Genomic DNA, 14,746 nt, shown 5'->3' with positions numbered 1-14,746 from the left:
TTGCTCCCAGACAGAAAAATTGATGGCCAGTTCAGCCGGGCACGCCCCTAGCACGGGCTTTCCGCCGCTTCAAATCGCGGCGCGATCGGCATTGCGATGGATTCATAGCGGCATCGAGCGATGGCTCGAGGCCGAGCGCGACCAGCTTCCGCTGTGGATTCCCGTGCTGCTGGGCAGCGGCATCGCCGCCTGGTTCGCGCTGGCGCGCCCGGAGCAATGGTGGGCATTGATCTTCGCCGCGATCGCGACGGCGCTGTTCGCCACTGCGCTCGCCGGCCCGGGGAGGGCGGTGCGCGGGCTGGCGGTCGGAGCGGCGCTGGTTGCACTGGGGTGCGGGCTGATCTGGTGGCGCGCCGAGCGCGTGGCCGCGCCGGTGCTGACCTGGCCGGGTGTGTTCACGCTGACCGGCGAAATCGTCGAAGTCGAACCGCTGCCGGCTCGCGAACTCCTCCGCGTCACGCTCGCCACCGATCCGCAGCCGCGCCTGCCGCCCAAGGTGCGCGTCAACATCGCCGAGAAGGATCTGCCCGACGGCACGGTACGCGGTGCCAGCCTCAAGCTGCGTAGCTGGTTGATGCCGCCGCCGCCCGCGATGGTTCCGGGCGCTTATGATTTCTCCCGCGTCGCCTGGTTCGAAGGACTGGGCGCCACCGGACGTGCCTTCGACCCGGTCGAAGTGATCGCGCGCGGGCCGAACCGGGGCGAGATGCGACATCGCCTTGCGGATCATGTGCGCAGTCGACTCGACGGCGGGGCGGGGGCGATCGCCGCAACGCTCGCGACCGGAGATCGCGGCGGGATTTCGGATGGCGATGCCGAAGCGATGCGGCGATCGGGCCTGGCGCATCTGCTGTCGATCAGCGGGCTCCACGTCACCGCGGTTACCGGCGCGACGATGCTGCTGGTGCTCAGGGCGCTGGCGCTCAGCCCCTGGCTTGCGCTGCGGGTGCGCCTGCCGCTGGTGGCCGCCGGCGCCGGGGCGCTTGCCGCGATCGGCTATACGATACTCACTGGAGCACAGGTACCGACCGTGCGGAGCTGCGCGGCCGCGCTGCTTGTGCTGCTGGCGATGGCGCTGGGGCGGGAGGCGATCACGCTGCGGCTGATCGCGGCGGGTGCGCTGATCGTGCTCCTGCTGTGGCCCGAATCGCTTGCCGGACCCAGTTTTCAGCTGAGTTTCGCCGCGGTCACGGCAATCGTGGCGCTGCATGAAAGCGCGCTGGTGCGGCGCTGGATCGCCCGACGAGAAGAGGCCTGGTGGCGACGGGCGGCACGAATCCTCGCATCGCTGCTGCTGACGGGGCTGGTGGTCGAAGTGGCGCTGATGCCGATTGCGCTGTTTCATTTCCACAAAGCCGGAATCTACGGCGCGCTTGCCAATGTCGTTGCGATCCCGCTGACCACTTTCGTCGTCATGCCGCTCGAAGCGCTCGCGCTTCTGTTCGATGTCGTCGGCCTCGGCGCCCCGTTCTGGTGGCTGACCGGGCTGGCGCTCGACGCGTTGCTCGCGCTGGCGCACGCCACCGCGAACGCGCCCGGCTCGGTCGCGAGCCTGCCGACAATGGCCAGAGGTGCCTTTGTCGCAATGGTCGCAGGCGGCCTCTGGCTGGCGCTGTGGCGGACGCGGGTACGGTTCGCCGGGCTGATCGCCATTGCCGGCGGGGTAGCGTGGGCAGTGGCGACACCGGCGCCCGACATCATCATCGGCGGCCAAGGCAAGCATATGGCACTCCGGCTGCCCGATGGCCGCTTCGCGCTGCTGCGCGGGCGAGCGGGCGACTATACCCGGGCGATGTTCGGCGAGACCGCCGGAAGCGAGCAGGAACTCGCGACGCTTGCCGACCAGCCGGGCGCGCGGTGCAGCAAGGATATCTGCGTCACCGACATCGCCAGCGGCGGGCGCGACTGGCGCGTGGCGGCGACACGCACCGATCATTTCGTGCCCTATCCCGAGCTGATCGCATTGTGCAGCTCGGTCGACATCTTCGTTTCCGACCGGCGCCTGCCCGAAGCCTGTGCGCCACGCTGGCTAAAAGCCGACCCGGCGCTGCTCCGCCAGACCGGCGGCCTGGCGCTCACGCTGCGCAACCCACCGACCAGGCGCACCGTTTTGCTGCCCGGCGACGCGCATCCCTGGGTCGTCGCGGCGCGACCAAAGCCGCGCCGAACGTCGCCGTCGGGCGGCGCGTCACCCCCGCCTCAATAGCGGCGCAGCAGCCCGGCGAGACGCCCCTGCACGCGCACCTGATCGGGGCGATAGCGCTGGGGATCATAGCTGCGATTGGCCGGATCGAGGCGGACCATGCCGCCTTCGCGCCGGAAATATTTGAGCGTCGCTTCGGCATCGTCGATCAGCGCCACGACGATCTCGCCGTCGCGGGCATCCTCGGCACGGCGGATCAGCGCATAGTCACCGTCGAAAATCCCGGCCTCGACCATCGAATCGCCGGCCACTTCGAGCGCGTAATGATCGCCCGGACCGAGCAGCGCGGCGGGGACGGGCAGGATCTCGGTCCCTTCAAGTGCCTCGATCGGCGTACCCGCGGCGATGCGGCCGTGCAGCGGCACTTCGATCACGTCGTTGGCGGGCTGGGGCAGCGACCGCGCGGGCGCCGCCGCGCCGAGCGCCTTGCCGCCGATGGTGGGGGCCGCGACCGGCTTCTTCGCCGTCTCCGCGCGTTCGGGCATGCGCAGCACCTCCAGCGCACGCGCGCGATTGGGAAGGCGGCGGAGAAAGCCGCGCTCTTCCAGCGCGGAAATCAGCCGGTGGACGCCGGACTTCGACTTCAGGTCGAGCGCATCCTTCATTTCCTCGAACGAAGGCGAAACGCCGCTTTCCTCAAGCCGGTCGGCGATGAAACAGATGAGTTCGTGCTGCTTCTTGGTAAGCATTTCCGCGGCCCTCATTGGGAACAGACGCGGAACGTTTATGCAATGTTCCGCATGCTGTCAAGCAAGGCCGAGGATCGTCACTGTCTCGCCTTCCGCCGCCTCGGGCGCATGCGGCGGCCGCACGACAAGGCAGTCGGCGCGCGCGAGGGTGCGCAGCATCGAGCTGTCCTGAGTGTCGGCGACGTGAACGCGGCCGTCGACAAGCTGCGCGCGCATATAGTCGGTACGCGGCCCGTTGGCGGCCAGCGGTTCGCCGAGGACCGCCGGGCGCGTGGGCGGTTGCGGATCGGCCGCGCCGGCCATCGCGCAGACCGCCGGCCGGACGAACAGCATTGTCGTGACGAAGGCGGATACCGGATTGCCCGGAAGGCCGATAACGACCGCGTCGCCCAGCGTGCCCGCCATCATCGGCTTGCCCGGCCGAAGCGCAATGCGCCAGAAGTCCATTCGCGCCCCGACTGCCTCCAGCGCCGGCCGTACCAGATCATGATCGCCGACCGATGCGCCGCCCGACGTGACGAGCAGATCGGCGTCAAGCGCGGAAAACGCGGATTCGAGCCGCGCCGGATCGTCGGGCAGGATGCCCAGATCGACGATCTCCACGGGTAACCCGGCCAGCTGCGCGGCGATCATCAGCCGGTTGGTTTCGGGCAACTGATCGGCGCGGACCGGCATCCCGGGCGCAACCAGTTCGTCGCCGGTCGCGGCGATGGCGACGCGCACGCGGCGGCGCACCGGCACGTCGCCGAGCCCCGCGACGCCCGCCAGCGCGAGCCGCGCCGGCGTCAGCCGCTCGCCCGCGGCGATCAGTGTTTCCCCTTCGGCAAAATCGAGCCCGCGCCTGCGAACGTTGCGCCCGACATGGCCGGGGCCTTCGCCGGCGAGCCGCAGCCAAGCGTCGTCGCGCAGCGCCTCTTCCTGGACCAATACGCAATCGGCGCCCGGCGGCATCGCGGCACCGGTGAAGATCCGCACCGCCTGGCCCGCGGCGACGTCGCCGACGAAGCGGCTTCCCGCCGCGCTTTCGCCGATCACTTCCCAGGGGCCGGGCAGGTCGGCAAAGCGGATCGCATAGCCGTCCATCGCCGACAGATCGGTGACGGGCTGGGTACGCCGCGCCGCGATGTCTTCGGCCGCCCACCGGCCGGCGGCCTGTGCCAGCGCAACGGTTTCGCCGGGAAGCGGTCGGGCGAGCGCGATGAGGCGGGCAAAGGCATCTTCGACCGGGAGAAGCGGTTGTACTGTCATTGCGGCGAAACTCGCGGAAACGCGTCGGAAGGTCGCACTGAGTCGTGACGTAACATGCGCGCGCACGCTCCCGCGCGAGCGCGCGCGAGAGCGTGGGGACGGGATATGCCGGATGCGGAGTGGTGCGGTGTCATGCCGGCGGTCCTGCCATAGGGGGCGGGGTGTAGGACAGCGGAAACTTGCCGGGTCGATTGTTGGAGACCCGGGATTGTGTTCCTGATATGTTCGACAGCGTTCGATTCGGTTCCGAGGGCGAAATGACAGGCGATGTAGTGCGATGCCGCTGGGCGGAAGGCGATGCCTTGATGACGACCTATCATGACCGCGAATGGGGCGTTCCCGTGCGCGATTCGCGGCTGCTCTGGGAAATGCTGATGCTTGAGGGGTTTCAGGCGGGGCTGAGCTGGCGCACGATATTGCATCGCCGCGAAGGGTTTCGGCGGGCTTTCGCCGGGTTCGATCCGGTGAAGGTCGCGGCCTTCGGGCCGGAGGATATCGCGCGGCTGATGGCGGATGAGGGGATCATCCGTTCGCGCGCCAAGATCGAAGCGACGATCGGCGCGGCACGCATCTTGTGCGACATGGTCGGGAGCGGCGAGGACTTCGGCGTCTGGGCCTGGGAACTGGCGGGCGGCGCGCCGGTGGATAGTGGCGGGCGCGACATTCCGACGAAGACCGCGACATCCGAGGCGATGTCAAAGGCGCTCAAGGCGCGCGGGTTCAAATTCGTCGGACCGGTGATCGTCTATGCCTGGATGCAGGCGGTGGGGATGGTCAATGATCACGCGCCCGAGTGTTTCCGGCGTCAGGCGGTGGCGGCCTGACGCCGAAGTTCGGCCGGATCAGTCGACCGGGCAGTCGATTTCCTTTTCGGTGCACGCCACAGCGCCCGCGCCGGCGACACCGGCGGCTACGGCAACGCAGCCCGAGGTGGCGAAGGCCGCAAGCAGGGTGAAGGCGATGAGAGATTTTTTCATTCGAACGCTCCGCTGTCAGCGCATTATTGCGCGCGATTAACCCGTGGGGGTGGGATCGGTTTCACGCGGAATCGGGTGCGCGGCAAGGGGTGAGCTGTCGATCGGGCGCGATGCGCGGGGTTGTTGGCGTATGTCGTCGTGAATTGCGGTGCATCCGCAAGGAGTTGGCGTTGCACGATTGGCGGGATCGGAACTCTTCCTTTCGCACGACCATCCCGCCACCCCGGCCTTGAGCCGGGGGGGCAGCTTCCTTTCTGCGGCTGTTGAAAGGCAGAAGAAGCCGGAGCCCGAGACGATCCCGGGATGACGACATTGTGGGCGGCGTCATTACGCCCGAATGCCGGTAGTGTTGGGCGGAGCGCGATGCCCGGCGCTTATCTGGCCGGCTCTGAGCCAATTCTTCCGTCGCCCCTGCGCAGGCAGGGGCCCATGCCTGTACCGTTTCACAGAACATATGACACGCAACGCGAACTGAATGTGTCAGCCGGTAACTTATAGCGATAGGCCCCGGCCTGCGCAGGGGCGACGGAGGTAAGCGAGCGGCTATTCCGCCGTGCGCAGGAAGGCGACGAAGCGGCCGGTGAGACTGCCGACCGGCTCGCCGTCGCAGGTGAGCCGCGCGCTTGCTTCGATCCGGGCCAGGCCGCGGCGTTCGAGCGTTTTGCGGAAGATCGGCCAGGCGGCGTCGGCGAGCGTGCCGGTGGCTTCGAAGGTTCCGCGGATCGGCTTGTCATAGGCGATTTCGTTCGACTGGATGACGATTTCGCCGGGCAAGCCCTCGGCAAGGAGCCGGAGATGGATCACCGACCAAGCCGAAAGGATCGCGAGCGCCGAGGCGCTGCCGCCGAAGACAGTGTGCTTATGGTTGATATTGGGGGCAAGGGGTGCGGCCAGGGTGACCGCTTGCGGGTTCGCCGCGTGCACCGTCACCTGCATCGCAGCCGATAGCGGGATCTGTTGGTGGAGATAGGTCTGGAGTGCCGCCGTATCCATCATGGGTGGTCAGTCGTCGGTCGCCGCTTTCCAGTCGCCCGATTTGCCGCCGGTCTTTTTCAGCAAATGAATATCACTTATTTTCATGGCCTTATCGATTGCCTTTGCCATGTCGTAGATGGTCAGCAGGGTTGTCGAGACGGCGGTCAGCGCTTCCATTTCGACGCCGGTCTTGCCGTCGGTCGCGGCGGTGGCGGTGGCGGTGACACCGGTTTCGTCGGGTTCGAGGTCGATCGTCACCTTGGTGAGCGGCAGCGGGTGGCAGAGCGGGATGAGCTCGGCGGTCTTCTTCGCCGCCATGATCCCGGCGACGCGCGCGACGGCGAGGACGTCGCCCTTCTTGACGCTGCCCTCGCGGATCGCGGCGGCGGCTTCGCGCGACATGGTGATACGGCCGGTGGCGATGGCGCGGCGGGCGGTGACGGGCTTGCCGGCGACGTCGACCATCTGCGCGGCGCCGGTTTCATCGAGATGGGTCAGGTTGGTCATCGTAGCGCCCACCCTATCCGTTCGTGTCGAGCGAAGTCGAGACACGTTGGTGTGGTGGCTGTTCCTCGACTTCGCTCGGGACGAACGGGGGGTACGGATCAGGCGAGCAATGCCCGCGTCGCCGCCGCGACGTCATCCTGGCGCATCAGCGATTCGCCGATCAGGAAGCAATGGACGCCGTGACCGGCCATCGCGTCGAGATCGGCGCGGCCCGAAAGGCCGCTTTCCGCAACGAAGGTGCAGCCCTGGGGCGCCTTGCCGACGAGTTCATAGGTGCGCTCAAAGGATACCGAGAAGTCTTTGAGATTGCGGTTATTTACGCCGATCAGTCGTGATTTTAGCGCCAATGCCCGGTCGAGCTCTGCCTCGTCATGGACTTCGACCAGCACGTCCATGCCCTGCGCGATCGCTTCGGCTTCGATTTCGGCCATCTGCCCGTCCTCGAGCGCGGCGACGATGATCAGGATCGCGTCGGCGCCGATCGCGCGGGCCTCCGTCACCTGCCAGGGGTCGATGTTGAAATCCTTGCGCAGCACCGGCAGCTCGCACGCGGCGCGGGCGAGCATCAGGAACTGGTCATGGCCCTGGAACCAACGCTCGTCCGTAAGCACCGAGAGGCAGGCCGCGCCGCCCGCCGCATAGGCGCGCGCATGTTCGGGCGGATTGAAAGATTCGCGGATCAACCCCTTGGACGGGCTGGCTTTCTTGACTTCGGCGATCAGGCCATAGCCGCCCGCCGCGACCTTGGCGTCGAGCGCTGCACGGAAGCCGCGCGGCGGCGTCTGCGCGGCGATGCGCTCGGCGAGTTCGGACGAGGTGGTGACGGCCTTGCGCGCGGCAACTTCCTCGCGCTTGGCTTCGAGAATCCGGTCGAGCATCGTACTCATAACGCCGCGATCCAGCAGTTGAGCAGCGCGTTTGCAAGTCCGTTGTCGAGCGCTTCGGCAGCCTGTTCAGCGCCATCGGCAAGCGCGGCGGCATGGCCCGCGACGACGAGCGCAGCGGCGGCGTTGAGGACGACGGCGTCGCGATAGGCGCCGGGCTCGCCGAGCAGCAGCTTGCGCAGCGCCGCCGCATTCTCCTCCGGCCCGCCGCCGCGAATCGCGGCCAGCGGGTGGCGCGGCAGGCCGATGTCTTCGGGCGCGATGCGATCGGGCAGGCTGACGCTGCCGGTCGGGATAATTACACTGGGGCCGGCGCAGGAAAGCTCGTCGAGCCCTTCCTCGCCGGCGACGACGGCGGCGCCCTCGAACCCCAGCTGGTCGATCGCCTGCGCATAGACGGGCGCGAAGCCGGGGCTGGCGATGCCGATCAGCTGGCGTTTGACGCGCGCGGGATTGGCGAGCGGGCCGAGCAGGTTGAAGATCGTGCGGCGCCCGATCGCCTTGCGGATCGGGCCGAGCCGGGCAAGCGCGGGGTGGTGTTTCTGCGCGAAGAGGAAGGCGATGCCGATTTGCGCAAGCGTCGCCTCGGCCTGCGCACTGGCGCGATCGAGGTTGAGGCCGAGCGCTTCGAGCGTGTCGGCCGCGCCCGATTTGGATGAGGCGGCGCGATTGCCGTGCTTGGCGACCGGCACGCCGCACGCCGCGACGACGAGCGCGACGGCAGTCGAGACGTTGAGCGTATGCTGCCCGTCGCCGCCCGTCCCGCAGACGTCGATCGCGCCTGCGGGCGCAGTGATCGGGATCAGGCGTGCACGCATCGCACGGGCGGCCTCCGCGATTTCGATGCTGGTTTCGCCGCGCTCGGAAAGCGCGACCAGGAACGCCGCGACCGCTTCGTCCGACGTCTTGCCGTCGAGAATGTCGGCGAATGCCTGCGCTGCGCTCTCGCGCGAGAGCGGGGTGGCGGGATCGGGCAGGGGCGTCAGCGTCGTCACCGGGCCTCTATTCCGGTGCGCGGGGCCCGTGTCGAGAAAATCCTGATTGGCGGGCGTGCCGCTTTGGCTTTCCGGGGAGCCGGCGCGATCCCCTTCAGTCCGCAGTGGCGCGATGCTATCGGGCGATCATTGGGGGGCGCATGCGAATTCTGGTTCTTGGCGCGGGCGGCTTTATCGGGCGGCATATCCTCGCCGATCTGCTGGGCGCGGGGCATGATGTGATCGGGGTGGCGCGGGCAACCGGCGCGCTCGGCGCGGCGTTTCCCGAGGCCCGGTTCATCTCGATCGATCTGGCGAAGGCAGTGGCGGAAGCCGACTGGGCGCCGCATCTGGCGGGTGTCGACGTGATCGTCAACGCCGCCGGGCTGTTGCGCGGGCGCGAGATGGAAGCGGTGCATGTCGCGATGCCGCGTGCGCTGCATGGCGCGGCGGCGCGGGCCGGGGTCAAGCGCGTGGTCCTGATTTCCGCGATCAGCGCGCGCGCGGATGTCGCCACCGATTATGCGCGGACCAAGCTGGCTGGCGAGGCGGCGCTGCGCGAGGCGCCGCTCGACTGGACGATCCTGCGGCCCTCTTTGGTCTATGGCGACGGCAGCTATGGCGGGACCTCGCTGATGCGCGGGATGGCGGGGCTGCCCTTTGCCATGACCCTGCCGGGCAGGGGCGATTTCGCCTTCACGCCGATCCATGCGCGTGATCTGGCGCGGACCGTGCGGATCGCGTGCGAAGGCGGTGTGCCGCCGCGCACGACGCTGGAACCGGTGGGGCCGGAAACGATGACGCTGCGCGAGTTGCTGGCGCGCTACCGGCGCTGGCTCGGCTTCGGCAGGGCGCGGTTCGTGTCGGTGCCGATGCCTCTCATGCGGCTGTTCGGCCGGATCGGCGATATGGCGGGCGACGGACCGATCGCGACCAACAGCCTGGTGCAGATGGTGGCGGGGAATGCAGGCGACAGCGCGGCCTTTGCCGATGCGATCGGCTTTGCGCCGCGCGGGCTCGATACGGCGCTGCGCGATCGGCCCGCGCAGGTGCAGGATCGCTGGCATGCGCGGCTGTTCTTCCTCGCGCCGCTGCTGCGCGCGGTGCTGGTGCTGATGTGGCTGGCTTCGGCATGGCTGGGCGTCGCTTATGGCGCGGCTCGGACGGGCGAGCTGGTGGATGCGCTGGGGCTGCCGCGGGCGCTGGCCGATCCGCTGCGCTATGGCAGCAGTCTGCTCGACATCGCTATTGCGGGCTATCTGCTGTTCGGGCGATCGGCGGCGCGCGGCGCGCTGATCCAGCTTGCGGTGGTGGCGGGCTATACGCTGGTGATCGGGTTTGCGCTGCCGCAGCTGTGGCTCGATCCGCTCGGGCCTCTCCTCAAGAACCTGCCGGTCATGGTGGCGATCGCAGTGCATGGCGTGATCGGGGACAAGAGGTGATGGAGCTCTATCTGCTCGTCAAATGGCTGCACATCGTCAGCAGCACCGTGCTGTTCGGGTTCGGCGCGGGGACGGCCTGGTATTTCTGGAACGCGCATCTGAGCGGCGATCCGGCGCTGATCGCGCGGGTCGGCCGGATGGTGGTGCGCGCGGACTGGATCTTCACCGGGACGAGCGGGCTGGTGCAGCCGGTGAGCGGCATCGCGCTCATTCACCTGACCGGATATTCGCTGTTCGAGCCGTGGCTGATCGTGACCTATGGCCTCTATGCGCTGGCGTTCCTGTGCTGGGCGCCGGTGGTGTGGCTGCAGATCAGGGCCCAGCGGCTGGCGCAGGAAGCGGCCGACAGCGGCGCGCCGCTCGGGCCGGAATATCGGCGGACGATGCGGCTGTGGTTCCTGCTCGGCTGGCCGGCGTTTCTGGGGCTGATGGGGGTTTTCTGGCTGATGGTGGCGCGGCCGATGCTGTGGTGAGAGGGGGTGGTGGGGGCGCTGGATGTGGGTGGGGGTCTGTCGACGCATATAGTCGGTATGACGGAAACTGGGCCGGTTTCGGACTGTCTGTTCTTGGTCACCGGATTGAGCGAAGCTGACATTCGGCTGTAGCAACGTCCGTGTCCATTTCCGACCCACAATGCGCCATTGCGACACGATGGTCTGAATGTCCGCTCATGCGCAAAACCGGCCCACTCGTTCGCGCCTAACGCTTGGTCAGGGTATCGTTGATGCGGACGAAGAGCTTCTCAAAGTTGTCGAGCGTGGTGCTCGAGAGCTGAGGAAGGAAGGTCGCCTTATCACGCAAGAACCTGTCGGCTGGCCGGTTGTGGTCGAACCGATCAACTTCCTCTAGGCGCGCGATCTTCCGCACCAGCGGATCAGTGCCTTTCAGGTCCCCTTCCGCGATGCTTTTACCGAATGCAGCGTTGTAAAGGAGAAGGTAGTCGGCAGCGGTGAAGAGGTCTTCAATGTCTGCCGCTTTCCGGTTCAGGAGCTCACCGACTGTAACAATCCGCGTTGCACTCAAGAAGCCGTTCTGCGCCAAGGTCGCGAGCCGCTGGTGTCCCTCCTTCCGGGCATCAACCAGCACCGTCACGTCCAGATGGATGCCCAAAAGTGCGACAAAGGTAAGGATCGTGTCGGCCCCACCGACCGGGATTATTGCCCAGCGATCGTCGAGCCCGGTTCGCCCGTTCTCCTTCAAGTGGGCCGAGATAGTTGACATGTAGGCAAGGTCGGAAGGCCCCTCCACGACAAGGTTGTCTTGGGCGATCAGGAGGTGCTGCGCGATATCGTAACCAAGGGCACCTTGCAGGGGGAACAAGGTATCGGGGTCGTTCGTCAGCACGTCTGAGGAAATGACCGAGCCCGTCTCGCGACCCTTATCTTCGACGACCCGCGCCCGCTCTAGCAGGCCGGGCTGGACCATGAAGGGGGAGTGTGTGCTGTAAATGACCTGGCATCGCTTCGCCAACCGCTCGTCAATGAAGCGGAGGAAATCCTTTTGGGCGCGCGCGTGTAGGCCAAGGCCGGGTTCATCAAGCAATATGATGACCGGCGTATCGTCATACTCGTACCGCGAAAATGCCGACAGAAACGAGAAAAACCACTGGAAGCCAGATGATCGCTCGTCAAACGGCAGGGAAAGCATGTGCCGGTTGTCGTACATTCGCACGTGCATTTCATCGAGCACTGCATGATTGCCGTTCTGCCGGGCTTCCGTCTTCTGCGTAATGTCTATGAGAACGCGAAGATCGGTATTGGTCGTCCAATAGGTCAGCACATCCTGCGTGATGGCGTTAGCGACGTTTTCCAGCTCCCGCTTCCGGGTTTCGTACTCCGGGTCGAGCAGATAGTCGTCGTCTGCGCCAGCCATACTCAGCAGCGAACGCGCCGTCGCCAGATCTACATCAAGGGTGTCTTCGTCCGCTTCCAGCAACTCCCGAATTTTGACGATGCCGGGAAGGCGGCTGTACTCGGCATAATAGAAGAACTTGGGAATGCGCGTCTTGAGGATTGCGCGCATCTTGGCTCTGAAATCGAGGCCCTTACCAAGAGCCGCTGTCACCTTGGCAGTAATCGCCTCTCCAGAAGCCTTGATTTGCTCGTCTTCTTCGTTGGCGGTGAGCTTCTCAGCAGCGGAGAGCAACGAGGCAAAAGTCGTGATGCTCTTTGTAGTTTCCGTCACGCTCTTGGGCAGGTCTAGGTCGGCAAGAAGATTGGCGACTGCCTTAGCTTCGTCCGCCTTGTAGGTGTAAAGCTGCCCGTTGTCATATTTGCGGCTTAGCGTGAATGCGTCAGAGGTGAGCACACCTTCGCCAAATACCGCGCTGACGGCGGCCTTGTCGGCATCCTGCAACTCGAAAGTCGCTTCGATGGGCTGGACTAGCTCTAGGTCTTTACCCTGGCGGCGATGAGTCTTTTCCAGCCATGCGGGGTAGTGGCGACCGATGTTGAAATCGACGTTACCTTGGGCGGGGTTCAGGCGACGAAGTGCTTCAAGAAAGGCGGTTTTACCTGACTCATTCTTGCCCACCAAACAGGTAACGTCTGGCTGAATTGCGACCTCGGTTGAATCAAGAACGTGCTTGAAGTGCTGAACATGAACCGTCTTAAGCAGCATAATGCCCCCTTGTTCCCGACCTGTTCTAGCGTCGCCAATGCGCTTTGGCTACTGCCCAATGGCCGGTGTTGGCACAAGCGGGCGTTCCTCGTTGCCGCACTGACCGGCAGGTAAGTCCCCAGATTCGGCCTATGAGACCTATCGGCAAGCATGTCCGCTTTCAGGCGAACTGTGGAGAGGCCTCGATAACCGCGATTATTCGCAAAGCAGCCGACTCCCCCCCCCAACAACCCCAAGCCCTCACCCCACAACCTCGGCCCCGATCCCCGCCGCCTTCAGGAAATTCGCCAGCATCGCATGCCCGTGCTGGGTGGCGATGCTTTCCGGGTGAAACTGGACGCCGTGGATCGGCAGGTCGCGGTGGCGGAAGCCCATGACGCTGGCGTCGTCGGCGGTGGCGTTGACGATCAGTTCCTCGGGAATGTCCTCGACGATCAGCGAGTGATAGCGGGTCGCGGTGAAGGGCGAGGGGAGGCCCGCGAACAGCCCCGTCCCGTCATGTTCGACCGGGCATGTCTTGCCGTGCATCAGCCCGCCGCGTTTCACGGTGCCGCCGAAATGCTGGCCGATCGCCTGATGGCCGAGGCACACGCCGAGCAGCGGCTTGCCCGCATCGGCGCAGGCGGCGACGAGATCGAGGCTGATGCCCGCTTCGTTCGGCGTGCATGGGCCGGGCGAGATGAGGAAGGCCTGCGCATTGCTTGCCAGCGCCTCGGCGGCGGTTAGCGCGTCGTTGCGGACGACCTTTACCTCGGTGCCCAGCTCCATCAGGTAATGGACCAGGTTCCAGGTGAAGCTATCGTAATTGTCGATGACGAGGATCATGGCGCCAGCGCTACTCCTTCTGCGTCACGACGACAATCGGGCCGATCAGCGCGCCGGGCAGGCGGCGATTGCCGGGCGGGTCCCACAGGCGCGAGACCTGACCGTCGAGGAACAATGCGTCGGGACAATCCAGCCGGTCGCGAAACAGGCGGGCGAAGCGGCCGAAGGACACCGGCGCCTCGCTGATCGCGAACCATGCGTCGCCCTTTTCGTCGACGCCGACGCCGTTGCGGATGAGCTGCGACACGCCGTTTTCGCTGAATTCTGGGTGAAGCCTGCCGTCGATCACCAGCATCGGGCCGGATTGCGTGGCGAAATCGGGAAATTCGGGGCGGTCGGCGGCGAAGGCCTCGGTTTCGGTGACGTGCCAGCCCTTGGCATTGCCCCAGAAGACGCCGTTGGGGAGCAAGTGGAAATTGCCCGGCCCTTCGCGGCGGTTGAGCGGCTTGGTCTGGTTGCCGGCCTCGACATAATAGCCGATCGGCGCGCCGTCTTCGTTGAACATGCCCGCGTTCATGGCGAAGGCGATGCGCGGCCAGTCGGCGCCGAGCCGTGCTTCGAGCGGGGGAAAGTCCCGCATCGGATTGCCATCGGCATCGCGATCGACCAGGCGGATGCGGTGCTTGTCGCGTATCGCATGGCAGACAGTGAAGGGCGTGCCTTCGAACGTCACCGGCTCGCAGGCGCGATCGATCGCGGAACCACCGGTGCGCGATGCGGAATCATCCGCATTGCAGCCGGAGAGCAGAGCCAGCAAAACCGGCATCCACAGCGTTCGTTGCCATTTGGGGGAACGGCGCATCCCGGTGGCGCGTGATGACATGGCCTTGCCCTAGCGCCGCCACAGTGCCACGCCAAGCACTCATGGCCGGCCGGGAACCGGGGCCGATTGGAGGATCGAATGAGTTTGGTATCGCTTTCGCTGGCCGCGCTGCTGCTGGCCCCCGCGCAGGATGTCCCGGGACAGGACGCCGCCGGGCAGGAAACGGTGGAGCAAGTGCCGACGCGTATCCGCAACGTCATCCTCTATGGCGACGCGGAATGCCCGCCGCCGCAATCCGAGGACGAGATCGTCGTCTGCGCGGAGAGCGCGGAGTCGCCCTATCGCATCCCCGAGCGGTTTCGCGAGCATGACCAGACCGGCGCGAGCACGAGCTGGGTTCGCCGCGTCGAAGTGATCGAGGAAGTCAATCGCGCCAGCCTGCCGGGCGGGTGTTCGACGATCGGCATGGGCGGGCAGAGCGGCTGCACGCGCGAAATGCTCCGCCAATGGGCGCAGGAACGGCTCGAAGAGGAACAGCGCCAGTCGCAGGTGCCGTAAGGGGCGCGGAGTCGATCCGAGACGCGGGAAGAGGCCGCATCCTCGTTTTCGCGGGGATTGACGCGCCGCTTCGCTCGCGGCC

15 protein-coding genes are annotated in these 14,746 nt (G+C 66.3%); 5 read left to right on the top strand and 10 right to left on the bottom strand.

Features of this window, described 5'->3' with window-relative positions; all coding sequences use genetic code 11:
* The first annotated feature begins 91 nt into the window (after nt 1–91).
* A complete protein-coding gene (locus G5C33_RS12065; RefSeq protein ID WP_228275048.1) occupies nt 92–2,206 on the top strand; it encodes a ComEC/Rec2 family competence protein in 2,115 nt (704 codons plus the stop codon).
* Here G5C33_RS12065 and lexA read toward each other — a convergent pair.
* On the bottom strand, nt 2,200–2,892 hold the full coding sequence (gene lexA, locus G5C33_RS12060; protein WP_165327440.1) for a transcriptional repressor LexA: 693 nt from the start codon (nt 2,890–2,892) through the stop codon (nt 2,200–2,202). The genes G5C33_RS12065 and lexA overlap by 7 nt on opposite strands.
* A gap of 57 nt (nt 2,893–2,949) precedes the next feature.
* Nucleotides 2,950–4,140 (bottom strand): molybdopterin molybdotransferase MoeA, encoded by a 1,191-nt coding sequence (locus G5C33_RS12055; RefSeq protein ID WP_165327439.1) that lies wholly within the window; start codon nt 4,138–4,140, stop codon nt 2,950–2,952.
* A gap of 305 nt (nt 4,141–4,445) precedes the next feature.
* Between G5C33_RS12055 and G5C33_RS12050 the strand changes: the two genes are divergently transcribed.
* A complete protein-coding gene (locus G5C33_RS12050; RefSeq protein WP_407698047.1) occupies nt 4,446–4,964 on the top strand; it encodes a DNA-3-methyladenine glycosylase I in 519 nt (172 codons plus the stop codon).
* A gap of 18 nt (nt 4,965–4,982) precedes the next feature.
* Here the strand turns inward: G5C33_RS12050 and G5C33_RS19440 are convergent, their stop codons facing one another.
* The 5 genes from G5C33_RS19440 to trpD form a co-directional block, all read right to left on the bottom strand.
* Entirely contained in the window at nt 4,983–5,117 is a 135-nt protein-coding gene (locus G5C33_RS19440; RefSeq protein WP_266095902.1) for a hypothetical protein, read from the bottom strand.
* 543 nt (nt 5,118–5,660) lie between these two features.
* On the bottom strand, nt 5,661–6,113 hold the full coding sequence (locus G5C33_RS12045; protein ID WP_206518554.1) for a YiiD C-terminal domain-containing protein: 453 nt from the start codon (nt 6,111–6,113) through the stop codon (nt 5,661–5,663).
* A 6-nt stretch (nt 6,114–6,119) separates the two neighbouring features.
* On the bottom strand, nt 6,120–6,599 hold the full coding sequence (moaC, locus tag G5C33_RS12040) for a cyclic pyranopterin monophosphate synthase MoaC (protein ID WP_165327437.1): 480 nt from the start codon (nt 6,597–6,599) through the stop codon (nt 6,120–6,122).
* A gap of 98 nt (nt 6,600–6,697) precedes the next feature.
* Nucleotides 6,698–7,486: an indole-3-glycerol phosphate synthase TrpC gene (gene trpC, locus G5C33_RS12035; RefSeq protein ID WP_165327436.1), complete on the bottom strand. Its 789-nt coding sequence runs from the start codon at nt 7,484–7,486 to the stop codon at nt 6,698–6,700.
* Nucleotides 7,483–8,478, bottom strand: coding sequence for an anthranilate phosphoribosyltransferase (gene trpD / locus G5C33_RS12030; RefSeq protein WP_165327435.1), 996 nt, complete (start codon nt 8,476–8,478; stop codon nt 7,483–7,485). Before trpD ends, trpC begins: the two co-directional genes overlap by 4 nt.
* A 140-nt stretch (nt 8,479–8,618) precedes the next feature.
* Here trpD and G5C33_RS12025 point away from each other — a divergent pair, with 140 nt between their 5' ends.
* Entirely contained in the window at nt 8,619–9,899 is a 1,281-nt protein-coding gene (locus tag G5C33_RS12025) for an SDR family oxidoreductase (RefSeq protein WP_165327434.1), read from the top strand.
* Nucleotides 9,899–10,372, top strand: a complete 474-nt coding sequence (locus G5C33_RS12020) for a DUF2269 family protein (protein ID WP_206518553.1) — start codon at nt 9,899–9,901, stop codon at nt 10,370–10,372. Before G5C33_RS12025 ends, G5C33_RS12020 begins: the two co-directional genes overlap by 1 nt.
* 226 nt (nt 10,373–10,598) lie before the next feature.
* Here the strand turns inward: G5C33_RS12020 and G5C33_RS12015 are convergent, their stop codons facing one another.
* The 3 genes from G5C33_RS12015 to G5C33_RS12005 form a co-directional block, all read right to left on the bottom strand.
* Complete coding sequence (locus G5C33_RS12015) at nt 10,599–12,518, bottom strand: AAA family ATPase (RefSeq protein WP_165327432.1); 1,920 nt, start codon at nt 12,516–12,518, stop codon at nt 10,599–10,601.
* A gap of 240 nt (nt 12,519–12,758) precedes the next feature.
* A complete protein-coding gene (locus G5C33_RS12010; RefSeq protein WP_165327431.1) occupies nt 12,759–13,343 on the bottom strand; it encodes an anthranilate synthase component II in 585 nt (194 codons plus the stop codon).
* 10 nt (nt 13,344–13,353) lie between these two features.
* Nucleotides 13,354–14,109 (bottom strand): phosphodiester glycosidase family protein, encoded by a 756-nt coding sequence (locus G5C33_RS12005; protein WP_165327430.1) that lies wholly within the window; start codon nt 14,107–14,109, stop codon nt 13,354–13,356.
* 135 nt (nt 14,110–14,244) lie between these two features.
* On the opposite strand from G5C33_RS12005, the gene G5C33_RS12000 reads away from it, so the two are divergent.
* Nucleotides 14,245–14,664 carry a hypothetical protein gene (locus G5C33_RS12000; protein ID WP_165327429.1) on the top strand — a complete coding sequence of 140 codons (420 nt, stop codon included), beginning with the start codon at nt 14,245–14,247 and terminating at the stop codon, nt 14,662–14,664.
* Nucleotides 14,665–14,746 lie beyond the last annotated feature (82 nt).

This window comes from Sphingosinithalassobacter tenebrarum, from assembly GCF_011057975.1.
GTDB classification, from domain to species: Bacteria; Pseudomonadota; Alphaproteobacteria; order Sphingomonadales; family Sphingomonadaceae; genus Sphingomonas; species Sphingomonas tenebrarum.
This window is presented reverse-complemented; position numbering and strand designations above follow the sequence as displayed.

Excerpts from the sequence above, each read along its gene's own strand:
- lexA (WP_165327440.1), bottom strand. The coding sequence starts at position 2,892 with ATGCTTACCAAGAAGCAGCACGAACTCATCTGTTTCATCGCCGACCGG.
- trpC (WP_165327436.1), bottom strand. The coding sequence starts at position 7,486 with ATGAGTACGATGCTCGACCGGATTCTCGAAGCCAAGCGCGAGGAAGTT.
- G5C33_RS12055 (WP_165327439.1), bottom strand. The coding sequence starts at position 4,140 with ATGACAGTACAACCGCTTCTCCCGGTCGAAGATGCCTTTGCCCGCCTC.
- G5C33_RS12050 (WP_407698047.1), top strand. The coding sequence starts at position 4,446 with ATGACGACCTATCATGACCGCGAATGGGGCGTTCCCGTGCGCGATTCG.
- G5C33_RS19440 (WP_266095902.1), bottom strand. The coding sequence starts at position 5,117 with ATGAAAAAATCTCTCATCGCCTTCACCCTGCTTGCGGCCTTCGCCACC.
- G5C33_RS12020 (WP_206518553.1), top strand. The coding sequence starts at position 9,899 with ATGGAGCTCTATCTGCTCGTCAAATGGCTGCACATCGTCAGCAGCACC.
- G5C33_RS12005 (WP_165327430.1), bottom strand. The coding sequence starts at position 14,109 with ATGCCGGTTTTGCTGGCTCTGCTCTCCGGCTGCAATGCGGATGATTCC.
- moaC (WP_165327437.1), bottom strand. The coding sequence starts at position 6,599 with ATGACCAACCTGACCCATCTCGATGAAACCGGCGCCGCGCAGATGGTC.
- G5C33_RS12015 (WP_165327432.1), bottom strand. The coding sequence starts at position 12,518 with ATGCTGCTTAAGACGGTTCATGTTCAGCACTTCAAGCACGTTCTTGAT.
- G5C33_RS12010 (WP_165327431.1), bottom strand. The coding sequence starts at position 13,343 with ATGATCCTCGTCATCGACAATTACGATAGCTTCACCTGGAACCTGGTC.
- G5C33_RS12000 (WP_165327429.1), top strand. The coding sequence starts at position 14,245 with ATGAGTTTGGTATCGCTTTCGCTGGCCGCGCTGCTGCTGGCCCCCGCG.
- G5C33_RS12045 (WP_206518554.1), bottom strand. The coding sequence starts at position 6,113 with ATGATGGATACGGCGGCACTCCAGACCTATCTCCACCAACAGATCCCG.
- G5C33_RS12025 (WP_165327434.1), top strand. The coding sequence starts at position 8,619 with ATGCGAATTCTGGTTCTTGGCGCGGGCGGCTTTATCGGGCGGCATATC.